This window comes from Polynucleobacter rarus (assembly GCF_003072505.1).
GTDB lineage: Bacteria > Pseudomonadota > Gammaproteobacteria > Burkholderiales > Burkholderiaceae > Polynucleobacter > Polynucleobacter rarus.
Genome location: NZ_NTGB01000001.1, coordinates 2,947,071 through 2,965,839, shown reverse-complemented (window position 1 = coordinate 2,965,839; position 18,769 = coordinate 2,947,071). Strand labels below are relative to the sequence as shown.

Below are 18,769 nucleotides of genomic sequence, written 5' to 3'. Positions count from 1 at the left end.
TTAAGTTGGTTTGTATATTAAATTGAGTGCAGGAATTTGCTTCTCAAATACTTTTCTTTCCGCAAAGACATCAAACAAGCGCTGTAGCGCTTTTACATCATTGCCCCTGACCTCGTCATAAGAAACATAACCGCTGATTGGTACTTCTTTTGCCAAATCGCCTTCAATCGCTGTATAACCTTTTAAGAATTGATTTGCCTCCAACCCGTTTTTTCTAACGTACTCGACACCTGCTGCATAGGCCTTGAGATATTTAGGTACCATGTCAGCTTTTTCTTTCAATGTTTTAGAAAGAAGTGCTGCTGCCCCGCCAAACCAAGGTAAATTATCTCCCAAGACGTATTTTGATACGACACCTGCGCCAATAGACTTAGAGATTTTTTGTTGTTTACCAATCACGGCAGTAGGCTCAAGAACATATGCACCATCAATCTGACCACTAGCTAATGCTGGCAAAATCTGTGTAATCGGTAATTCAATCACCTGAGCGTTTGTGATCCCATTCCCCTGTAGCACCGCTTTAGCGAGAGTTACATTATTAATACCTGGTCCGCAAGCTACTTTTTTACCGGCTAACTCACTAATTGAAGTGATTGATGAATTAATTGGAACAATAAATTGATCTAATATATATTTTTCATTTGCAAAGTTCATACAAGTAAATTTAATTGACCCAGGCATTTGCGCATCTGCTAATGCTAAGACCGTAATTGCTGTTCCATTTGCACAACCATCTATCCGCCCAGCAATCATTGCATCAACGACTTGGTTTGGACTGGCAAATTTCACGGCTTCAACGTTAATACCCGCTTGTTTAAAATAACCTTTTTCTATTGCTGTAAAAAAGGGTAAACCAGCTGCGATAGGCCAGTATCCAATGCTTAATTTTTTTTCTTGTGAAAGTACTTCTGGAACAATTCCAGCAACTGTAGTTGCTAAACTTGTTTTACCAATAAGGGACAATAGGTCGCGTCTTGACTTTGAATTGATTTCCATTTTGATTTCCATTTAAATTAATTTGATAACTTCAATTTAAGTGATTGCCTGAAGTAAACTATTTTTAATTGCACCAGTAAGCTTCATGCCTATGTTTTATTGTGCAAAATTGGTGCTTACTGTGTGCGATGATGTTGATATCAATTCAATGTATTTATACAATCAAACTATGTGGAAAAACTTTACAAAAGAGCAGTTAGATGCCGCCTACAATAACTCTAAAGCGGTAGCGAATAGTGCTGGAATTATTCAGGCTTGGCAGCAGTCTAGTTTAGAAGTTAAAAATAAGCACACCTTTAAGGCAGACATTCCTTACTCTGATAATCCAATTCCAGCCTTTGATTTTTACCTTTCCCATCAAGATGCTCCGACCATCGCATTTATCCATGGTGGCTTTTGGCAAATGCGATCGAAAGATGATTTTGCTTTTATTGTTCCAATATTATTAGAAAACAATATTAACGTTGCTATGCTTGGCTATCGCCTAGCACCTAGTGTCACGATGGATCAAATTGTGCAGGATATTCATGATGGGATTGATTCAACGATTGCGTTTACTAAAAAAAATCATTTCAAAAATCAGAATTTTTGGTTAGTTGGTTGGTCAGCTGGGGGGCATTTAGCAGCGATGCACCTGCATCATCCAAACATTCTTGGTGTAACTGCCATCAGTGGCATCTATGATCTCGAACCAATGCAATATTGTTATGTGAATGATCAATTGAAATTAGACGAAGAAATGGCATATCGTAACTCTCCAATCAAACAAGCACAGCACCCCACCAAGACTTTGGATGTGGCAGTAGGTTCTGATGAGTTACTTGAGATGCAAAAACAATCTAAAAGTTTCTTTGATTATCGAAGTAATTTAGGCCTACCTGGCACCTTTATACCAGTACCCAATAAAAACCATTACACGATTCTTGAAGAACTAACCAACCCTTCAGGTGTTATCCTAAATCAACTAATCGATCGAATTAGATCAATTAAGCATTGATTTTCTTCGCTTTTTAAAATTGCAGGTTTTTATTAATAAACTCTAAAAGTTGTAGATCGGTGTGATGTGCCCCGATCAAAGAGATTCCAAAACCACAACCATTAATCTTAAAGGCTGGAATATTCACTTGAGGCAATCCACCTAGTCCAGCAATCGAAACTAACTGAAAAGTATCTTTACGGAATTGCTCTAAATCCTCTTGCGAACTAGTTAACATCGGTGCCAGATTACTTGCCGTTGGCACTAAAAATAAGGTATTTGAAGTTAATACTTCATTTAACTGCAATTGAATTGATTTGCGAACATCCCGGGCATTATTTGATGATTCTTCTGAGATTTCTTTTGCAATTAAGATTCGTTGTTTAATGCCAGGACCAAAATTATCCAAATATTGACTAGCCCATGAACCATATTCAAGCCAAATTTCTCTTGCTTGAATCACTCTAAAGGTTTCTGCGAAGTTACGTAATTGCATCCATTCAAAATCATGCTGTTGAATATCGAAATCTTTAAAAATCTCTGAGATGTTTTTCAAGAATATCTGTTGAAGCTCACTAGATAAAACATGAAGCGCTGGTTTTGGGATGATGATTTTATATTCATCTGGTTTTATTTTATCGTCCATTTGACGATTGATGAGTACCTCACCAACATCTAATAATGTCTTAGCATCCCTTGCAAACCAACCCAAAGTATCAAAGCTTTTTGCGAGGGGTCTAGCATGCTCTAAGGATATTGTTCCGTGCGTTGGTCTAATGCCATAAATGCCACAAAAACTTGCTGGGAGACGAACAGAACCACCAGTATCTGTCCCAATTGCAAAGTCTACTAAGTTACCAGCAACCGCAACAGCTGAACCACTCGATGAACCCCCTGGTACTCGCTCTGGAGTAAGTGGGTTCAAAGGGGTGCCAAAGTGAGCATTCATACCTAGGATGCTATAAGTCAACTCATCTGTATGGGTCTTACCAACTAAATTTGCGCCTGCCGATAATAACTGAGTGACGATTGGGGCTGTTTCTGTTGGGACTTCATGCGTTTTTAACCAATCGGGACTACCAAATGAGGTTGGATATCCAGCAACATCCAAGACATCTTTCAAACCGAAAGAGAGATTTTTTAGCTTACCTGTTGAGTTCCCAGCAAGTAACGGCTCTCCTTGCAAAATAAAAGCGGAATAAATATCCTTAGGCATTTCTTTCATCCAACAACCTCATATAAAAAATTGATTATTTCAACGCATCCGATACTAGGAATGGATAATCTGTGTAACCCACCTCAGCTCCTCCATAGAATGTTTCACGGTTATACCTTGTGAGTGGCGCATTAACTTCAAATCGTTTCACTAAATCTGGATTTGCAATGTAAATCCTACCAAAAGCCACCGCATCTGCACTACCATTCACAACTGCCTCTTCTGCTAATTCACGGCTATAACCACCTGCCATAATAACCTTACCAGTAAATAAGCTTCTAAAAAGTTTAGCCGTACTTGGTGCATCGGTGTGCACTTCGTCACTTCCACCAGCAGAAGTTGATCTAGGCTCAATCATATGCAGGTAAGACAAGTTAAGAGTGTTTAATTGTCCAATTAAATATGTAAACAGGGCAACTGGATCAGAATCACTCATGTCATTAAATGTTCCATAAGGGGAAATTCGGACTCCAACGCATTCCGAGTCCCAAACTTGATTTACTGCGTTTAGTACTTCAATCAGTAATCGGCAACGGTTTTCAATACTGCCACCATATATATCTGAACGTTGATTAGACCCATCTTGTAAAAATTGATCTAACAAGTAACCATTTGCTGCGTGGACTTCGACACCATCGAAACCAGCATCTTTGGCCATCTTCGCAGCATGCACAAAAGATTGAATCAGACCACTGATTTCATTTGATTCTAGTGCACGAGGGGTTTCATAGTCCTCTAATTGCCATGATGCTGTATATACTTTGCCGCTTGGTTTAATCGCTGAAGGAGCCACTGGTAAACCTTCTACTGGATGATGTGAAGTATGGGAAATTCTACCAACATGCCAGAGTTGTAAAACAATCTTACCGTGCTGATCATGTACTGCTTGCGTTACTTTTTTCCAAGCTGCAACTTGTTCTGGTGAATGGATTCCAGGTGTGCCAGGATAGCCCTTACCAATTGGCGCAATTTGAGTTGCTTCAGAGATAATTAAACCTGCAGTAGCTCTTTGTTGATAATATTCGCTAGCTAAAGGACTCGGAACGCCCTCAGTATCCGACCTCATTCTCGTCAATGGTGCCATGACAACGCGATTACTGATTTGAATTTTTCCTAATGTTTCTGGGGTAAGTAGCTTCATTGAATACCTTAATAAATGTTATTGTGAATTGAAATTCTAGATGGTGTTTTATTTAAAAAAACTTTGAGAGTATTGATAATTCTTGCTTATTTACTCTTATATTGGGTTGGGCAGTAAGCTCTAGTGATTGATTTACTTCGTAATGCCAAGTGCTTGGTCGCTCGACCTGTTACTCTTTTACGCCACATATGAAATGAAGATCTCTTCATTTCATTTCGCATAATATCAATAACTTGTGACTCAGATAAGCCAAAACTGAGCTGAATAGCATCAAACGGAGTCCGGTCTTCCCAAGCCATCTCAATCACTCGTGATAGCTCTGATTCGGTTAGGGATTTTTGCACTTTCATCATGCAATTTTATTCCAAAAGCTAATATATTGTTGGCAAGTTGAGCTGAGTCTGACCCAATCTACTTCAGTTCAGCTTCTGAAATAGAGGTGGTAAATAAACTTTTACCGAGTTGATCCTTAATCTGGATACGCATTTGACGATCACCACGTTTACCCGAAAACTCTAAATCACAGAAATTATTGGTCGTAACTAAACTATCTTTAACGACCTGAAGGTTATTTTGAGTTTCTTTACTTGCAGTCGTATAAGCTCCTGCTGAACTTGGTGAGCAGGTCAATTCATAAAGTGGATAGGTATTCAGTCTCTCTTTTTTTAACAACACAGAAAAATGTCGATCGCCGGACATTAAGATAACTCCGGGGACTTTTTGTCTCTCTAGCCAGTCTTGGAACTCGTTACTTTCTTTGACAAAATGATGCCAACCCTCATACTTATTATTCAAATTCAATACCTGACTACCTGTAACAATCAATTTCCAAGTGGCTGTTGATGATAACAAGGCATTTTTTAACCAACGCACTTGTCCAGCACCTAACATTTGTTTTGAGTCATCTTCGAGATGATCGCCATCTCGATACCAACGATCATCTAGAACAAAAAACTCAACATCACTACTTTTATATTGCGTAAATACTCCAGGCAAATCAGGTACTCCAAAACTTGGATTTGGCCAATATTGCTTAAATAAGTCCAGAGAAACTTGCTTAAATGGATTGGAGGAATTACTGTCATTCGCCCCATAATCATGGTCATCCCAAGTGGCAATATGGCTACCACTTTGCATTAAAGCTTGTAATTCAGACAAAGATCGCCACTTATCATATCTTGTAGCCATGGCTTTAGAATTATCAAAATCAGTTTCTCTGAGATAGATATTATCTCCCATCCAAAGCGTTACATCCGGCTTTAAATTACCCATTGTCGTAAATATTTGGTTGCCTTGTCCGTATGGTTTACCAGGGCGATCTTCAGCTGCATCATTCGTATAGGCACAAGAACTAGCTAAGACTCTGATAGAAGGTGGATCTTTGCGCCACTGCCAAAGGGTTTCTGTTTGAAAGAAATACGATTTAGAGCTTAATACTTGGCTACCCTTTTTAGCAATAACGCGATATTGATATTTTGTCTCTGGTTCTAAATCGCTTAACTCCCAAATAGAGTTATTTTTCTCAGCGTCTAATATTACTGTTTTTGTGCTTTTAATTTTCTTAGTTAATTTACTGGAGTTACTAATCGCTTCATATTCAATGAAAGTTTGAAATTTTTCAGTGGGTTGAATCTGCGGCAGTTGAGCCCAAATTTTTGCTGATTTCATCGTTACACTTCCTGCCATCGGACCATTCATCTCCAGCAAAAGATTCTTTTTGACTACTTGTGCGCTTGCACTTAGCGAAAAGAGAAACAATAGAGTAAAAATAGTTTGATGAAAACGCATCGTAAACAGATTGTTCATGGGTATAGATTTATTGGAAAAGTGGAGGGTTAAAATCATTTTGAAACTACTAGAAGTATTTAACCTCTAGTAGTCAAAACGAATTAATTACAGATGATGGAAAAAACTTAAGCGCGCAAAATCAACATTTTTAAATTTTCGATAATACGTTCATTACGATCATTCAAAAAATTGAAAATTAGCAAACATAATAAAGCGATAGAAATTCCTAAAGCTGTTGCATACAGGGCAGTACCAATGCCCGAACTGACAGATGCTGGATCAGACATACCTGATTTTGATAAGGCTAAAAAAGTATCCACAATGCCAAAAATTGTTCCTAGCAAACCCATTAGCGGAGCTGCAGTAACAACCGTATCCAAAATCCAAAGACGACTATTTAAAGTATCTTTGGCTTCGAGATAAGCAGCTTCTATTCTGTCTTGATAGTGACTTGGATTTAAGTTTTGGCCCTTAATCTTTAAAATTTCTTTAACCATGTGAGAAACCGAATCATTTTTCAGTAAACCGTCAATTTGACCGATTTCTCCAGAGTTAACAGAACTTAAGACTTGTTTTGAGCGGGTCAAATTTACCGAAGAAAAAATGACTCGCTCAATACTAACCACGATTGCTAAAATCCCTGCCACAATCATCATGCCAAAAGAAATCTGATGCAATAATTCCATTCTTAAAACTCAGTACTAAATGAAACGCTAACAAAACTTGGTGCGCCAACATAATATGATGGTACGCCATAACCTTTGTAGTTTGAATAGGCTGGATTTGAAGTTGCAGAAATACTTGAACCACTACCTGAGTTAGCCAACAAGTAACCTGTATTCAAAATATTTGACCAGTTCAAACGTACTGTTGGGTTCTTTAAGAATGCAGTAGATTCAAAGCGATAACCTGCGTTTAAATCTAAAGTGAAATAAGCATCTAAAGACTCGTCATTCATTAAAGTTGTATAACGCATGCCAGTATATTTACCAACTAACTGAGCCATGTAAGGGCCTTTTGCATACTGACCAGAAAGAGCAAACATCCATTGTGGCGTATCAGGAAACTGCATTCCGTTAGTTGGCAATGTGGTCTGAGTAGAACCATTCAGAGTATTGAAATCAGATTTAAGAATGCTATTCGTAAATGTTGCCGAGGTAAATGCACTAAAACCATTCATTGGCTTCGTTCCCGCTTGGAACTCAATACCAGTTACCGTTGAATTACCAACGTTGTAATCTGTGTAAGAGTTTGTATCTGGGTTATAAGACTGTGCAATACGGTCTTTGAAATCAACATAGAAGGCTGCGAGAGATACGTTCACATCTTTTCCGAAGTAACGATATCCAGCTTCGTAGTTTGTTGAAGTTTCTTCTTTTACTGTTACTGGGTTTAAGGCCAATGCACTTGTTGCAACACCGTTGGTATAAGTTACAGTGCCAGCTACTAAGCCAGACAATACAGAGTTAGATGGTGCACGCATATTTTGTGTAATATTTGCATATAACTGGTTGGAGTCATCTAACTTATAACGAGCACCGACGCTTGGTAAAAACTTTTCATATTTTGCATTAATACTATAATCCATACCTCCGCCAGACTGGCTAGAAGCATAGTTCGTAAAGTCACGATTAATCGATGCATAACGCGCACCAGCAAACAAATCTAATTGTTTGTTTACTTTGAATGTATCTTGTAAGAAATATGACGTTCCTGTAGAAACGGTTACATAATTTCTTGACTCATAAGGTGCGCCGTTTTGATAGAAGGCGCCTGGAGTCATTAACCAAGCATCCGAGATATTACCTTGGTTATCAACTGTAGCAGCAGGACCTGTTTGACGATGATTAGCTTTTTCGTACCAAATACCAGCTAACACTTTGTGATCTTCCAAATCCCAATCAGCTTTTAAAGTAATACCAGGACGTTGTGTCTTCGTTACAGAACCAGAATAAATACCAACAACTTGCGTACCACCACCGTACGGGTTTGCAATACCACCACCGATACTTGAGCCTTGGAAAGAGCCAACAGTGGAGAGAGTCTTCTGTTCTACACCACCAGTACCATAACCAAACCAATAATATGGCTCGGCACTTAAGGTTAACTTATCATCAATTCTTGATGAAAGCTTCGATGTAAACAATGTGTTTCTAAATGGGTTTAAAGAGTAACCATAATAAGTATTAAATTTACTGTTATCAGCTGCAGCCGAGGTACTAAAGTTATTAGCTTCACTTGCTCCGCCACTTAAATGTTGAGGAACTGTTGTGCTGTTATCCATACTTGGATTAGCTGCGTACTGAGCTTTTGTCAAAGTAGCAATGTTGTTATTCACTGCATAGTTATATAGTACGTTAGCAGTTAACTTTGTATCTGTAGATAGCTTCCAATCTAATCCTGCATCAACGTGATCACGGTATGCACTACCTGGTCCCTTGAATTTATCAGCTTGTGAATGCGATGCTGAAATAAAGAATTTTAATGGATTGTCTGTACCTAATTGACCTGAATCAAGGCGAATAAATGTTTTTGTAAAGCCTAATTGACCAAGAGACTGTGTGAATTTACCGCCTAAAGTATCTTTAGGGCCGCAAGAGTTCATGCCGATGTTACCACCTGAAGCACCAACGTGAGGAGCGTCATTATCTACAGAACCTTGAGTAATAAACACTTCACAAAGGTTTTCTGAGTCGGTGTATTCCTGTGGGTAGACAGCAAAGTTTCCTGAGTCGTTTACTGGAGCACCGTTAATTGTGAAACCCATTTGATCAGAGTTAAAACCTCTAACGCGCAAATTACCACCAAACAAACCAGTTGCATCTTGTGAGTAAGTATTTACGCTAGGGAGAATACTTAAAACTTGGTAAGGGTTAGTTGTAGATCTAACTGTATCAATCGCTTCTTTAGTTACAGTACTACGGTTTTTAAAACCATCGTCCTGGATCATATAGCCGCCGCCGATTTCGCCTTGGCCGGTGATGTTGATCGTACCAACATCACTTGTGTTTTGAGCAACAGCATTTTGATTCATTGCTGCCATTAATAAAATAGCGGATGTTATCGCTGAAAGCTTAAATACAGTGCTTTGTGGCTTTTTCATAGGTTATCCTTAAAATGTTGAAAGTAAGATTTAAAAATGTAAATAGGTTAGTTAGAAGAAAGGGTGTAATTCATATTGGCAATAAATTTATGCGTCGCTTCACCTAAAAATGCACCATCCGGAAAGGCTGGGAAACTACCACTTTTGATGGTTTTAAGAGTCTCGCTATCGAGTAAGTTAAAACCAGATGATTCCAAAATTCCAACAGCAATCAATTCTCCAGTTCTAGAAAGCTCAAGCCAAACCTTCACAATTCCTTCAGGTCTTGCAAGACGTGCTTCTCTTGATGATGGGTAGCGTTTGATTTTTTCTAAATAGGCTTTCAAAATTGATTCATATTTTGCAGCGATGCTTATTGCTTGCTGAATAGTTTGGTTAGGAATTGAAGCTACCGGATTACTAGAACTGGTTTGATTTTCAGATCTATTTTGTTTAGTAGGTGATTCTGAAACTTTTTCTGCTAAAGGATCATTAACTAAGGGAGCATCAATTGATTTTTCAACGACTTTTTTCTCAACCGGCTTTTCAATTTTGTTTTCTATTTTCTTTTCTTGAATTTTTTTCTCAACCGGCTTTTCAATTGGTGGAACCGGCACATTTTCGAGTAATGCTATCATTTCCGTCGCTGCTATAACTGGCTCAGTATAGGACTTCGGCATCAACCACAACACAGTTATTAATAAGCAGAGAACTAGGGCACCTGAAACAGAAACTGATTCTCTTTTTTCATAAAACCAGTAAGGACTGAAGAGGTTAGGGGATATTGAATAACTCATATTTATACTTTTCTTTTCGCTGAGATTGTCATTGATTCAACATTATTTTTTTTCAATATATCCATTACATCAATCAGGCTTTGCATTGAAGCCGCCTCATCACCTTGAATAACTACTGTGTAGTTATTTGCATATTCTTGTTTTTTTAGATTGATGACTTTAGTAAGTTCTTCTAGATTTCCTAAAGATTGACCGTCTGCTTGAACGGTTCCATCACGCATCAAGGTCACGATGATTCTTTTTGGAGGGTTCTCTTGGGTGGCTGAAGTAGAGCTGGGAAGCTTTGTTTTAAGGCCTAGAGCAGGTATGACGTTAAGGCTAATTAAGACGAAAAATACCAATAGAAACATCATGACATCAATCATTGGAATGATCTCAATTCGGGATTTTTTTCTGGTTGTTTCGGCAAATCTTTTCATATCAGTAATTTAATTGCCAAATATTACTGAGAGGTTTCAAATTTTTATCAGAATTGTTTTGCTTTTATGAAGATTTGGCTTTTAACTAAAACTTCTTTATTTTTAAATAAATTTGTAATCTTTGATTTTTTCTTCAAAAAAAATAAATCACTTAAAATCAGAACTCACTGATCACCTATTCACCTAACCTCATTCTTTTTTGAATGCACATTTCATTATGAATTTATTTTTCAACAAAAGCTTTCTAGGCTTCTCAAGTAAGATTTTGTTTATTTCAAGCTTGTTGTTTGTTTTTCCGATTAATTCTTATAGTCAAACTTGGCCGAACCAAACAATCAAACTTATTGTTCCTTTTCCAGCAGGCGGTGGGACGGATGCACTAGCTAGAACCATTAGTATTGAACTGAGTAAAGTACTAAATCAAACTGTATATGTTGAAAATAAGCCTGGTGCCAACGGCATTATTGGCGCTCAATTTGTTGCTCTAGCCCCGCCAGATGGTAATACCATTCTTATGACAATTGCATCATTTGCCATCTCACCCGCCTTCAGCAAAAAGTTGCCTTTTGATGTAGATAAAGATTTTGCTCCAGTGAGTTTAGTAGCTAAGTACCCCTATTTATTAACGACTGGCTCTCAGTCGGAATTAAAAACTTTTAAACAATTTTACGAATATGCCAAAAAATACCCTGGCAAATTAAGCTATGCATCCTCCGGTAATGGGAGTGGCCCTCATCTAGGAATGGAATTAATTAATGATCGTTTAGGCTTACAAACTATCCATGTCCCCTATAAAGGAGCCGCTCCTGCGAATAATGATCTACTGGGTGGGAATGTGGATCTCATGTTAAATAACCTGCTTGCCAGTTCCAGTTTAATTAAAAGTAAAAAATTAAATGTCTTAGCTGTGACTACTGCACAACGTTCTAACGCCCTTCCAGACGTCCCAACTTTAATTGAGTTAGGTTATCCAAATATGGAAGTTGTTGGTTGGTACGGCGTTTTTTTACCTGAGAAAACTCCTAAGATGATTGTGAATAAATTATCTGAAGCAATTAAAAAGGTAATTCAAAATCCTGACATTCTAGCCAGACTTAGCCAAGATGGAGCAATCCCCATTGCAAGTACTCCGAACGAATTTAAAGATTTTTTTATCGCTGATAAAAACCGTTGGCTACAATTATCAAAAAAGATTCACCTCGAATTGGACTAAGTTATGCCTTTTTTATCAGTCAGTAACGATATACAAATTCATTATCAAATTGATGATTTCACGAATCCATGGGATGAACGCCCGACACTATTTCTTCAGCATGGTAATGGTCGTAGTGGTGCTTTTTGGTATCAATGGATTCCATTGCTCGCCAGAGATTATCGTGTCGTGAGAGTGGATATGAGGGGACTGGGTCAATCTAGTTCGATTCAAAACCCAAGTCAAGATATACAAATTGAGAATTGCATCAGAGATTTAGTTCAAGTTATTAATGAGCTGAATTGCGGCCCAATTTTATTTTGCGGCGAATCGATGGGTGGAATCCTAGGTATTATCCTAGCTGCGACTCATCCAAACTTAGTTAAAGCTCTTGCACTAGTGTCTACGCCTGTCTTTATTAACCAGGCTATGAAGAGTAAGTACTCCTTAGGTTTTAGTTCTAGGCTAGAAGCAATGCACAAGATGGGCATTAAAGAATGGGTCTATCAAACGAGTGTCTTGGCAAGATTTCCACCCAATACGAACCCCAAATTATTAGAGTGGTATGTAGATGAGTTTTCAAAAAGTGCTCCAGAGGTTCTGATTCAATACTCTGATCTTGTAAATTCTGCCAATGCAACTGAGTTCTTAAAAAATATCCAATGTCCAACACTTGCGGTTATGCCAAGTAATGGCCCCATCACTGACCCTAAGCAATTAGAAATTTTACAAGAGCAAATCCCGCAGTTAGAAATTGGCATCATTGAATCTGATTTCCACATGATTCATCTAACTCACGTCGAAGCTTGTGTAAATCTTGTTCGACAATTTTTAGCAAAGTTGAATTAGTGAAAATTTTTTAATTGGGCTTTTACTTTTTTTTAGGCTCACTGTAATACTTTTGCGCTTGTTGTTTAATTGATAGCCCTCTTGTGCCAGGTATGACATTGATTGTTTCACCTGCAACAATGTTTCCGGTTTGAATCACTCTTAAGTACCACCCAGAGAAGCCACTGGCTATCATTGCTTTTGCAGCGCCAGACCAGCCCATTTTGATATTAAATTTAAAACATGGCTCCCTAAATTTTACGACCTCTAATAGAACCTCTCCAATACTCCAACGGTCTCCAACATAAACTTCCTCTTCGCTAAACCCACTTATTGTTAAGTTTTCGCCCATTGCACCAAAAGTAAGGCCAGAAACATTACTTGAAATACTAGAACGCTGTTCATCCCAAAACGGATAATGCTCCAATGGATAAGCATAGATCGCTTTATCCTCCCCACCGTGAACTCTCAAATCTGCTTGCTCATCAGATTCGATACCTAAATACCTAACTCTCACAGAACTTGGAGATTCTAAAGTGCTAATGGGAGATTTTCCAATTGCGGATGGAATGACCTTATCAGATGGGTTCTCCCCTGAGATGAGGTTCTTAATTTTTCCTGCGGAAATGGCTATCAGTTGCATTGATCTTTAATCCTAAGTCGATCTATCCTAATTATCAGGTGTAACATTCGCTTTGCGTATAATTTCAGCATATCGATTACGTTCTGAGAGTATAAAATTACCAAAGACAATCGACTCCATTGCTTGAGCTACACCACCTTGAGCTGCAAGTTGCTCTTTAATTTTTGTCTCACTGAGTGTAGCAACTAATTCTGAATAGATACGATCTGAAATATTTTTAGGGGTACCGCTACGAATCATCAAGCCCCACCACTGGGTTATTTCAAAATCCGGTAACACCTCACTCAAGGCTTGTAATTGGGGATTAAGAGGGTCACGCTTTAACCCTGTAGTAGCCAATACCAATACCTTACCACCATTTGCAATGGTTTTAGCTGCTGAAGGAGATGTGATAATCATATCCACCTGCCCTCCTGCGATATCTACTAAAGCCTGAGTTGCTCCCTTGTACGAAATATGTGTCATTGGGACACCGACACTCGTGGCAAATAATTCACCCGCTAAATGTGCTGGAGAGCCAACACCTGCAGAACCAAAGGTCAATTTTCCAGGTTTACTTCTAACTAGGCTCACAAATTGACTAGCATTACTTACCCCTAGATGCTTCCCAACTACTAGGACGTTGGCGGTAGTACCAATGAGTGAAACCGGATAAAAATCCTTAACGGGATCATAAGGTAGCTGCTTTTTTAATTGAGGAATGATGGACTGAATCATCGTTGTCGTAAGAAGCCAAGTGTTCCCATCGGCTGGAGCTAATGCAACATATTCTGAGGCAATTTGACCACTCCCGCCTGGCTTAAGCTCTACGATAACGGTTTGGCCTAATCTCTCTCCCATTCTGGATGCAATTACCCTAGCGATTGCATCAGGACCACCACCACTTGCAGTCCCAACTATTAATTTAATTGGTTTATTTGGCCAAGACTGCCCTTGAGCCATGGCTGACATCGCAAATAAGAGAATCGCAATGAGGAACGTGCGCATTAATGATTACTTATATCGAGCTGGTTTAACGCCTGGGGGTGGAGAAAATCTAAATCCTCCTCGCTCTAAGATAGCCTCTTTTCCACCATTCTCAGCAATTTTTTTTCTCTGTGCGTCCTTCGCTGAATGATCTGCTGCTTCTGGATCAACGAGTTTTCGTAATTCTATTTCACACTGTTGTAAAACGTCCTGATAAGCTGGGTTTGTTGCTATATTTACCAACTCTTCGGGATCAAGCTCTAAGTCAAATAACATTGGCTCCATACCAACGTAATACATCAATTTATATTGACCAACTCGGGTCATATAACTACCAGTTGCCGCGCCTGCTGCGTGGTACTCGGACAAGATATTTGCTTTACGTTTTGAGCCATTAGCAATCGCAAATAATGACTCTCCAGGTAATTCTTGATCATCGACGTGGGGTAATTCGCCGACCCCTTCTAAGATTGTTGGAAATAGGTCTACTAAAGTAACTGGCGTGTCACACACCGCATTCTTAGGAACATCTGAACCAGCAAAAATTAAAGGAATACCTGCTGACTCCTCATACATCGTTGATTTACCCCAAAAACCTCGAGCGCCTAAATTGTCTCCATGATCAGAACTATAAATAATACGCGTGTCATCGGATAAGCCCAAATCTCGAACAGCATTCATAATTAAGCCTACATTATTATCTAAAAAGCTTACTAAACCAAAGTATGCTGTAAGAGCGCGACGAACCATATCATCATCAGTAAATCCTTCATCGAAAACCATACAAGATCGCATTGCATCCAAAAATGGGTGATGTGGACGCTCATTGGCTCCATACAATTTTGGCCAAGGAAGGTCTAAATTGGCATACATATCGTAAAACTCTGCAGGGGCTATTAATGGAAAATGAGGGGCTACTAAACCAATGTAAAGTACCCATGGCTTTTCGGGCTTATTTGCCGCTTTTTCTGAAAGCCATTTACATGCTGCACTCGTAATATCACGATCGTATCTTGTGTAATCCGATTCACCTCGACCGGACTCTGGTCCTAAATTTAAAGCACCAGCCCTCCTTGGTAATTCATCTCGTATTAAACCCAATAAATCCCCTAAACCTTCAACCAAATGCATCGGTAGAATTTCTTCATCAAATCCATTCACTTTCGGATTACTTTTGGTGTAATGTAATTTGCCGATTGAAGTAACGTGATGGCCCGTTGACATAAGACGGTGGCCCCATGAAAGTGGATTTCCTTCGTAGGCAATTGCATTATCCCAACACTGAACATCATGAACATAACGTCCGGTGGCTAAACTTGCTCTCGCTGGAACACAAATAGGGCAGTTGGTATAGGCAGAAGTAAAAAGGGTTCCTTCTTTTGCCAAACGATCTAAATTTGGAGTTTGAATAAGATCATGGCCATAACACTTGGTAATTTTACGATTATGCTCGTCAGACAGGATCACAATCATATTTTGTGGCTTCATCTTATCTCCAAATTTGTTTAATTATTTCAAATTATGCTATCACAACAGTTATCAATTGTTGTTGCTGAAACTATAATTAATTGCATAAACTTGCTATGAAATACCTCAAAGACGCTAAAGATATTTGAAAGAGTTTAAAAAACTGGAGAGATAACTGCACAAATCCTACTTTGAAAAAATCATTAGCGATTGGTTTACACCATTTATTAAACAAGCCCAATAGCCTCTTTTAAAATCTTTTAGAACAAAACGATTCTAAGAGTAGATTTATATCGAAAATTAGTTGTATAATACGAAGTTCGGCGAATTAGCTCAGCTGGTTAGAGCGACGGAATCATAATCCGCAGGTCCGGGGTTCGAATCCCTGATTCGCCACCAAACTCATGATTTAAATCAAAGACTTAGGACCCAAAGCCCTAAGTCTTTTTTCATTTATTTTCATCATACACACCTATTACACACTTCATCGGAGACCAAAATAAAATACATAATTAACAATAGGTTATGTACAGCGTTTACAATTAAAAATAAAAGGAGATAATTTATGTTCATTCCAAAGTGCAAAGATATATCAAAAATAATTAGCTACATAGTCATTTTCGGGTTAAGTTGTTCAATCACTTTAGTGCATGCAGTAGACAATAGTGCCATTGACTATGGAATGGATTTATTTCTGAATAAAGGAAATTGTCAAGCTTGCCATGGATGGTCTGGAGATGGTCGTAAAACAGATAATCAAATGCCTGATGGTGCAAATTTGAGAGAGTCAGCCTTAGATAGAGATATGGTTATAACTGCGATCAAGTGTGGACGACCTGGAAATAATATGCCAGCATTTGATCGCTTAGCATACAGTGATGGGAGATGTTATGGCTTATTAAAGTCTCAAATGAGTGCAACTCCTATGCCAGACCCACCAGCAACTTTACAAAACCGAGAAATTGAAGCCATTGTTGATTTTTTATTTGCAAAAGTAATTAAACAAGGAGTTATGAATCAAGAAAAGTGTATTCAGTTTTGGGGAAGTAAACTTCCCCTGTGTGAGCACATAACTCAGTAAAAAAAACTTTCAACTAAAATTAATTTAAAGCAAAGACGAATAAATAGCTGGAGTTTTCTAACTTATCGAATTTCACTGGATGAAGATGTCTACCGCCAGACTGAACCGCTAAATATTGTTTTGGTCCAATTGAATAGGTAACTGGAGCACCTTTTAGGGTTGTTCCAACATTAAACCGCCATAGTTCTTCCAAGGTTTCGTCGTTATAAGCAATAATCCAACCATCTTGTAAAGCTGTAAACAATACTCCACCAGCAGTAACAGTTGCACCAGATCGAATTTCTATATTGGTAACTGCTTTAGCTAATACTTTATTATTTTTTGTATCAAAAGCAGTAACAGCTCCAAAGTAAAGGTCACTTGAATACTCTCTTTTTTCACTGGCTTTCATATCAACATCGCCATCTTTAGACTTTGATTTCACTTCTGCACCATTTTGAGTAAAGCAACCCTCAATTCCAACTCCATAAGCAATATTTTTAATGGGATTAAAAGCGGTAGGTTGATGCGCTACCCCTCCATGCCAAGTTGGACATGCTCTTTTCTTACCATCTCCCCGGAGAGCTCGTGCCTGAGGATTATAAATTTGAATATCTAATTTAGGACTGTACTCTAATGGTTTTCCAGTGGTGGGATGAATGCCAGCTGTCCAATTTAAGTCATTCACATATTTGGTAGCTTTTATAAATTTGCCAGTCACTCTATCTAGCAAATAGAAAAAACCATTTCTTCCAAAATGCGCTACGACCTTACGGTTTTCATTATCGATTTTGGTATCGTATAGCATGTGTATGCCAACCTCATCGTAATCCCATGAATCATTCGGAGTATATTGAAAATGCCACTTTATTTTTCCGGTATTGACGTCTAATGCAACTACAGAATCAGTATAGAGATTATCTCCGGGACGAAATTGAGGATCATATATCGGATAGGGATTACCAGTACCAACGATGTAGAGCTTTGATTCAGGGTCATAAGAACCTGTTTGCCAAATGCCACCACCACCTGTTTTCCAAGCGTTATGATCATCTTTCCAAGTTTCACTTCCAGGATCTCCAGGTTTAGGAACTACATACCAACGCCATAATTCATTTCCTGTTTTTGCATCTAAGGCTGCTACCCACCCCCTAGTTCCACCATCACCTGCGCCATTTTGAACTAGCACTTTACCGTCAGCAACGATAGGGGCAGTAAAAAACTTTTCCATTCTGTCGAATTCGGTTTTTTTAGCAATTTGTTTATCCCAAACAATTTCTCCGTTTTCGCTGTTAATTGCAATGACTCTACCATCTGGTAAATTAGCAATGACCAAATTTTCCCAAAGTGCAATTCCTCGCGTACGAGGAACATTGCCTTTATGGCTAACTCCTGGATCGCACACCCAAACAAAAGTTCCGTAGTTTTGATTTCGAGCATCAATTTTATAAACGGTACCCCATCCATCTGTTGTATACATGAACCCGTTATCAATTAATGGATTCACCTCATTTTCAGGGCCATTTGCACCATTGTCTTGCATTCCACCTAAAGCTAAAGCCCAAACCATCCTTAAATTTTGTACATTTTGACGGTTAATTTGGGTGAGCTTAGAATAACGCGTTGAACCATAATTGCCGTTCATTAACAACCAATTTTGGGGCTCATTGGCAGCATTGATGAGCCTATCTGCATTGACTGTCATGTTAAATTGCGCAGACGCATTTGAAACAATAAAAAAGATGGCTAGAAAAAATACCTTAAATATAGAACTTTGATTTCTGGTAGAAATACTCATGAAGTGCCTCCTAATAATTTTAGTTAACATATCACTAATTAATTAGTTCAGTCATTAAGACAAACCCTTATTTGCATGAACCTTAAAGATTTAGGGGTTAAGCGCTTGGGAGTATCGAACTTTAGCTTATATGATTAGGTTAATACGTTTAAGTTTTTCATCTATCTTCGTGTAGTTTCATTCTATAGGATCGGATGGCCCTCCTTATGCCTAAAACTTTAAAGTATGTCTCAATTCATGCACTTAAACTTCAATCCATTAAGAGTTGGGCTTCATACTGTCAACTTTAATTTAAGGTTTTACTCCTTTAATTTTGTATATCTATGTAAAGATAACTAGGCGTCTTAACAACCATTAAATATCCTTAAATCACAACTACACTCATGATTACTTGATCACC

17 protein-coding genes and 1 tRNA gene are annotated in these 18,769 nt (G+C 38.4%); 5 read left to right on the top strand and 13 right to left on the bottom strand.

From position 1 onward, the window contains the following. Positions 1-996 carry an ABC transporter substrate-binding protein gene (locus tag AOC35_RS14545; RefSeq protein WP_245898531.1) on the bottom strand — a complete coding sequence of 332 codons (996 nt, stop codon included), beginning with the start codon at positions 994-996 and terminating at the stop codon, positions 1-3. Positions 997-1,081: 85 nt separating this feature from the next. Here AOC35_RS14545 and AOC35_RS14540 point away from each other — a divergent pair, with 85 nt between their 5' ends. Further along, on the top strand, positions 1,082-1,993 hold the full coding sequence (locus AOC35_RS14540; protein WP_245898530.1) for an alpha/beta hydrolase: 912 nt from the start codon (positions 1,082-1,084) through the stop codon (positions 1,991-1,993). A gap of 13 nt (positions 1,994-2,006) precedes the next feature. Here AOC35_RS14540 and AOC35_RS14535 read toward each other — a convergent pair whose 3' ends face one another. From AOC35_RS14535 to AOC35_RS14500, 8 genes are all read right to left on the bottom strand, one after another. Continuing rightward, positions 2,007-3,197 carry an amidase gene (locus AOC35_RS14535; protein ID WP_108648353.1) on the bottom strand — a complete coding sequence of 397 codons (1,191 nt, stop codon included), beginning with the start codon at positions 3,195-3,197 and terminating at the stop codon, positions 2,007-2,009. A gap of 25 nt (positions 3,198-3,222) precedes the next feature. Next, complete coding sequence (locus AOC35_RS14530; protein WP_108648351.1) at positions 3,223-4,329, bottom strand: alkene reductase; 1,107 nt, start codon at positions 4,327-4,329, stop codon at positions 3,223-3,225. Between the two features lie 86 nt (positions 4,330-4,415). Then, positions 4,416-4,679, bottom strand: coding sequence for a TIGR03643 family protein (locus AOC35_RS14525; protein ID WP_245898529.1), 264 nt, complete (start codon positions 4,677-4,679; stop codon positions 4,416-4,418). Between the two features lie 61 nt (positions 4,680-4,740). Continuing rightward, on the bottom strand, positions 4,741-6,135 hold the full coding sequence (locus AOC35_RS14520; protein WP_159077613.1) for an alkaline phosphatase D family protein: 1,395 nt from the start codon (positions 6,133-6,135) through the stop codon (positions 4,741-4,743). Between the two features lie 107 nt (positions 6,136-6,242). Beyond that, positions 6,243-6,803 (bottom strand): MotA/TolQ/ExbB proton channel family protein, encoded by a 561-nt coding sequence (locus AOC35_RS14515; protein ID WP_108648346.1) that lies wholly within the window; start codon positions 6,801-6,803, stop codon positions 6,243-6,245. 2 nt (positions 6,804-6,805) lie between these two features. After that, the gene (locus tag AOC35_RS14510; protein WP_108648344.1) at positions 6,806-9,220 is read right to left on the bottom strand and encodes a TonB-dependent receptor; all 2,415 of its coding nucleotides are present in this window, start codon (positions 9,218-9,220) and stop codon (positions 6,806-6,808) included. A 47-nt stretch (positions 9,221-9,267) separates the two neighbouring features. Further along, positions 9,268-9,996 carry a TonB family protein gene (locus AOC35_RS14505; protein ID WP_108648342.1) on the bottom strand — a complete coding sequence of 243 codons (729 nt, stop codon included), beginning with the start codon at positions 9,994-9,996 and terminating at the stop codon, positions 9,268-9,270. A gap of 2 nt (positions 9,997-9,998) precedes the next feature. Next, positions 9,999-10,415 carry an ExbD/TolR family protein gene (locus AOC35_RS14500; RefSeq protein ID WP_108648340.1) on the bottom strand — a complete coding sequence of 139 codons (417 nt, stop codon included), beginning with the start codon at positions 10,413-10,415 and terminating at the stop codon, positions 9,999-10,001. A gap of 217 nt (positions 10,416-10,632) precedes the next feature. Here AOC35_RS14500 and AOC35_RS14495 point away from each other — a divergent pair, with 217 nt between their 5' ends. Both AOC35_RS14495 and AOC35_RS14490 read left to right on the top strand, forming a co-directional pair. Then, positions 10,633-11,628, top strand: a complete 996-nt coding sequence (locus AOC35_RS14495; RefSeq protein ID WP_108648338.1) for a Bug family tripartite tricarboxylate transporter substrate binding protein — start codon at positions 10,633-10,635, stop codon at positions 11,626-11,628. 3 nt (positions 11,629-11,631) lie between these two features. Beyond that, positions 11,632-12,456 (top strand): alpha/beta fold hydrolase, encoded by an 825-nt coding sequence (locus AOC35_RS14490; protein ID WP_108648336.1) that lies wholly within the window; start codon positions 11,632-11,634, stop codon positions 12,454-12,456. A gap of 22 nt (positions 12,457-12,478) precedes the next feature. On the opposite strand, the gene AOC35_RS14485 is transcribed toward AOC35_RS14490, so the two are convergent. The 3 genes from AOC35_RS14485 to AOC35_RS14475 are packed head-to-tail and all read right to left on the bottom strand — an operon-like array spanning position 12,479 to position 15,532. Beyond that, complete coding sequence (locus AOC35_RS14485; RefSeq protein ID WP_108648334.1) at positions 12,479-13,078, bottom strand: MOSC domain-containing protein; 600 nt, start codon at positions 13,076-13,078, stop codon at positions 12,479-12,481. Between the two features lie 27 nt (positions 13,079-13,105). After that, positions 13,106-14,065, bottom strand: a complete 960-nt coding sequence (locus AOC35_RS14480; protein ID WP_108648332.1) for a Bug family tripartite tricarboxylate transporter substrate binding protein — start codon at positions 14,063-14,065, stop codon at positions 13,106-13,108. A gap of 6 nt (positions 14,066-14,071) precedes the next feature. Further along, entirely contained in the window at positions 14,072-15,532 is a 1,461-nt protein-coding gene (locus tag AOC35_RS14475; RefSeq protein ID WP_108648330.1) for a sulfatase-like hydrolase/transferase, read from the bottom strand. A gap of 301 nt (positions 15,533-15,833) precedes the next feature. On the opposite strand from AOC35_RS14475, the gene AOC35_RS14470 reads away from it, so the two are divergent. Both AOC35_RS14470 and AOC35_RS14465 read left to right on the top strand, forming a co-directional pair. Next, positions 15,834-15,910: transfer RNA gene (locus AOC35_RS14470), tRNA-Met, on the top strand. Positions 15,911-16,076: 166 nt separating this feature from the next. Continuing rightward, positions 16,077-16,592: a c-type cytochrome gene (locus tag AOC35_RS14465; protein ID WP_108648328.1), complete on the top strand. Its 516-nt coding sequence runs from the start codon at positions 16,077-16,079 to the stop codon at positions 16,590-16,592. A gap of 19 nt (positions 16,593-16,611) precedes the next feature. Here the strand turns inward: AOC35_RS14465 and AOC35_RS14460 are convergent, their stop codons facing one another. Beyond that, the gene (locus AOC35_RS14460) at positions 16,612-18,369 is read right to left on the bottom strand and encodes a pyrroloquinoline quinone-dependent dehydrogenase (protein WP_159077612.1); all 1,758 of its coding nucleotides are present in this window, start codon (positions 18,367-18,369) and stop codon (positions 16,612-16,614) included. Positions 18,370-18,769 lie beyond the last annotated feature (400 nt).

Bases quoted from the DNA above. Each gene is read 5' to 3' on its own strand.
- AOC35_RS14545 (WP_245898531.1), bottom strand. From the start codon at position 996: ATGGAAATCAATTCAAAGTCAAGACGCGACCTATTGTCCCTTATTGGT.
- AOC35_RS14540 (WP_245898530.1), top strand. From the start codon at position 1,082: ATGCCTATGTTTTATTGTGCAAAATTGGTGCTTACTGTGTGCGATGAT.
- AOC35_RS14535 (WP_108648353.1), bottom strand. From the start codon at position 3,197: ATGAAAGAAATGCCTAAGGATATTTATTCCGCTTTTATTTTGCAAGGA.
- AOC35_RS14530 (WP_108648351.1), bottom strand. From the start codon at position 4,329: ATGAAGCTACTTACCCCAGAAACATTAGGAAAAATTCAAATCAGTAAT.
- AOC35_RS14525 (WP_245898529.1), bottom strand. From the start codon at position 4,679: ATGAAAGTGCAAAAATCCCTAACCGAATCAGAGCTATCACGAGTGATT.
- AOC35_RS14520 (WP_159077613.1), bottom strand. From the start codon at position 6,135: ATGAACAATCTGTTTACGATGCGTTTTCATCAAACTATTTTTACTCTA.
- AOC35_RS14515 (WP_108648346.1), bottom strand. From the start codon at position 6,803: ATGGAATTATTGCATCAGATTTCTTTTGGCATGATGATTGTGGCAGGG.
- AOC35_RS14510 (WP_108648344.1), bottom strand. From the start codon at position 9,220: ATGAAAAAGCCACAAAGCACTGTATTTAAGCTTTCAGCGATAACATCC.
- AOC35_RS14505 (WP_108648342.1), bottom strand. From the start codon at position 9,996: ATGAGTTATTCAATATCCCCTAACCTCTTCAGTCCTTACTGGTTTTAT.
- AOC35_RS14500 (WP_108648340.1), bottom strand. From the start codon at position 10,415: ATGAAAAGATTTGCCGAAACAACCAGAAAAAAATCCCGAATTGAGATC.
- AOC35_RS14495 (WP_108648338.1), top strand. From the start codon at position 10,633: ATGAATTTATTTTTCAACAAAAGCTTTCTAGGCTTCTCAAGTAAGATT.
- AOC35_RS14490 (WP_108648336.1), top strand. From the start codon at position 11,632: ATGCCTTTTTTATCAGTCAGTAACGATATACAAATTCATTATCAAATT.
- AOC35_RS14485 (WP_108648334.1), bottom strand. From the start codon at position 13,078: ATGCAACTGATAGCCATTTCCGCAGGAAAAATTAAGAACCTCATCTCA.
- AOC35_RS14480 (WP_108648332.1), bottom strand. From the start codon at position 14,065: ATGCGCACGTTCCTCATTGCGATTCTCTTATTTGCGATGTCAGCCATG.
- AOC35_RS14475 (WP_108648330.1), bottom strand. From the start codon at position 15,532: ATGAAGCCACAAAATATGATTGTGATCCTGTCTGACGAGCATAATCGT.
- AOC35_RS14465 (WP_108648328.1), top strand. From the start codon at position 16,077: ATGTTCATTCCAAAGTGCAAAGATATATCAAAAATAATTAGCTACATA.
- AOC35_RS14460 (WP_159077612.1), bottom strand. From the start codon at position 18,369: ATGAGTATTTCTACCAGAAATCAAAGTTCTATATTTAAGGTATTTTTT.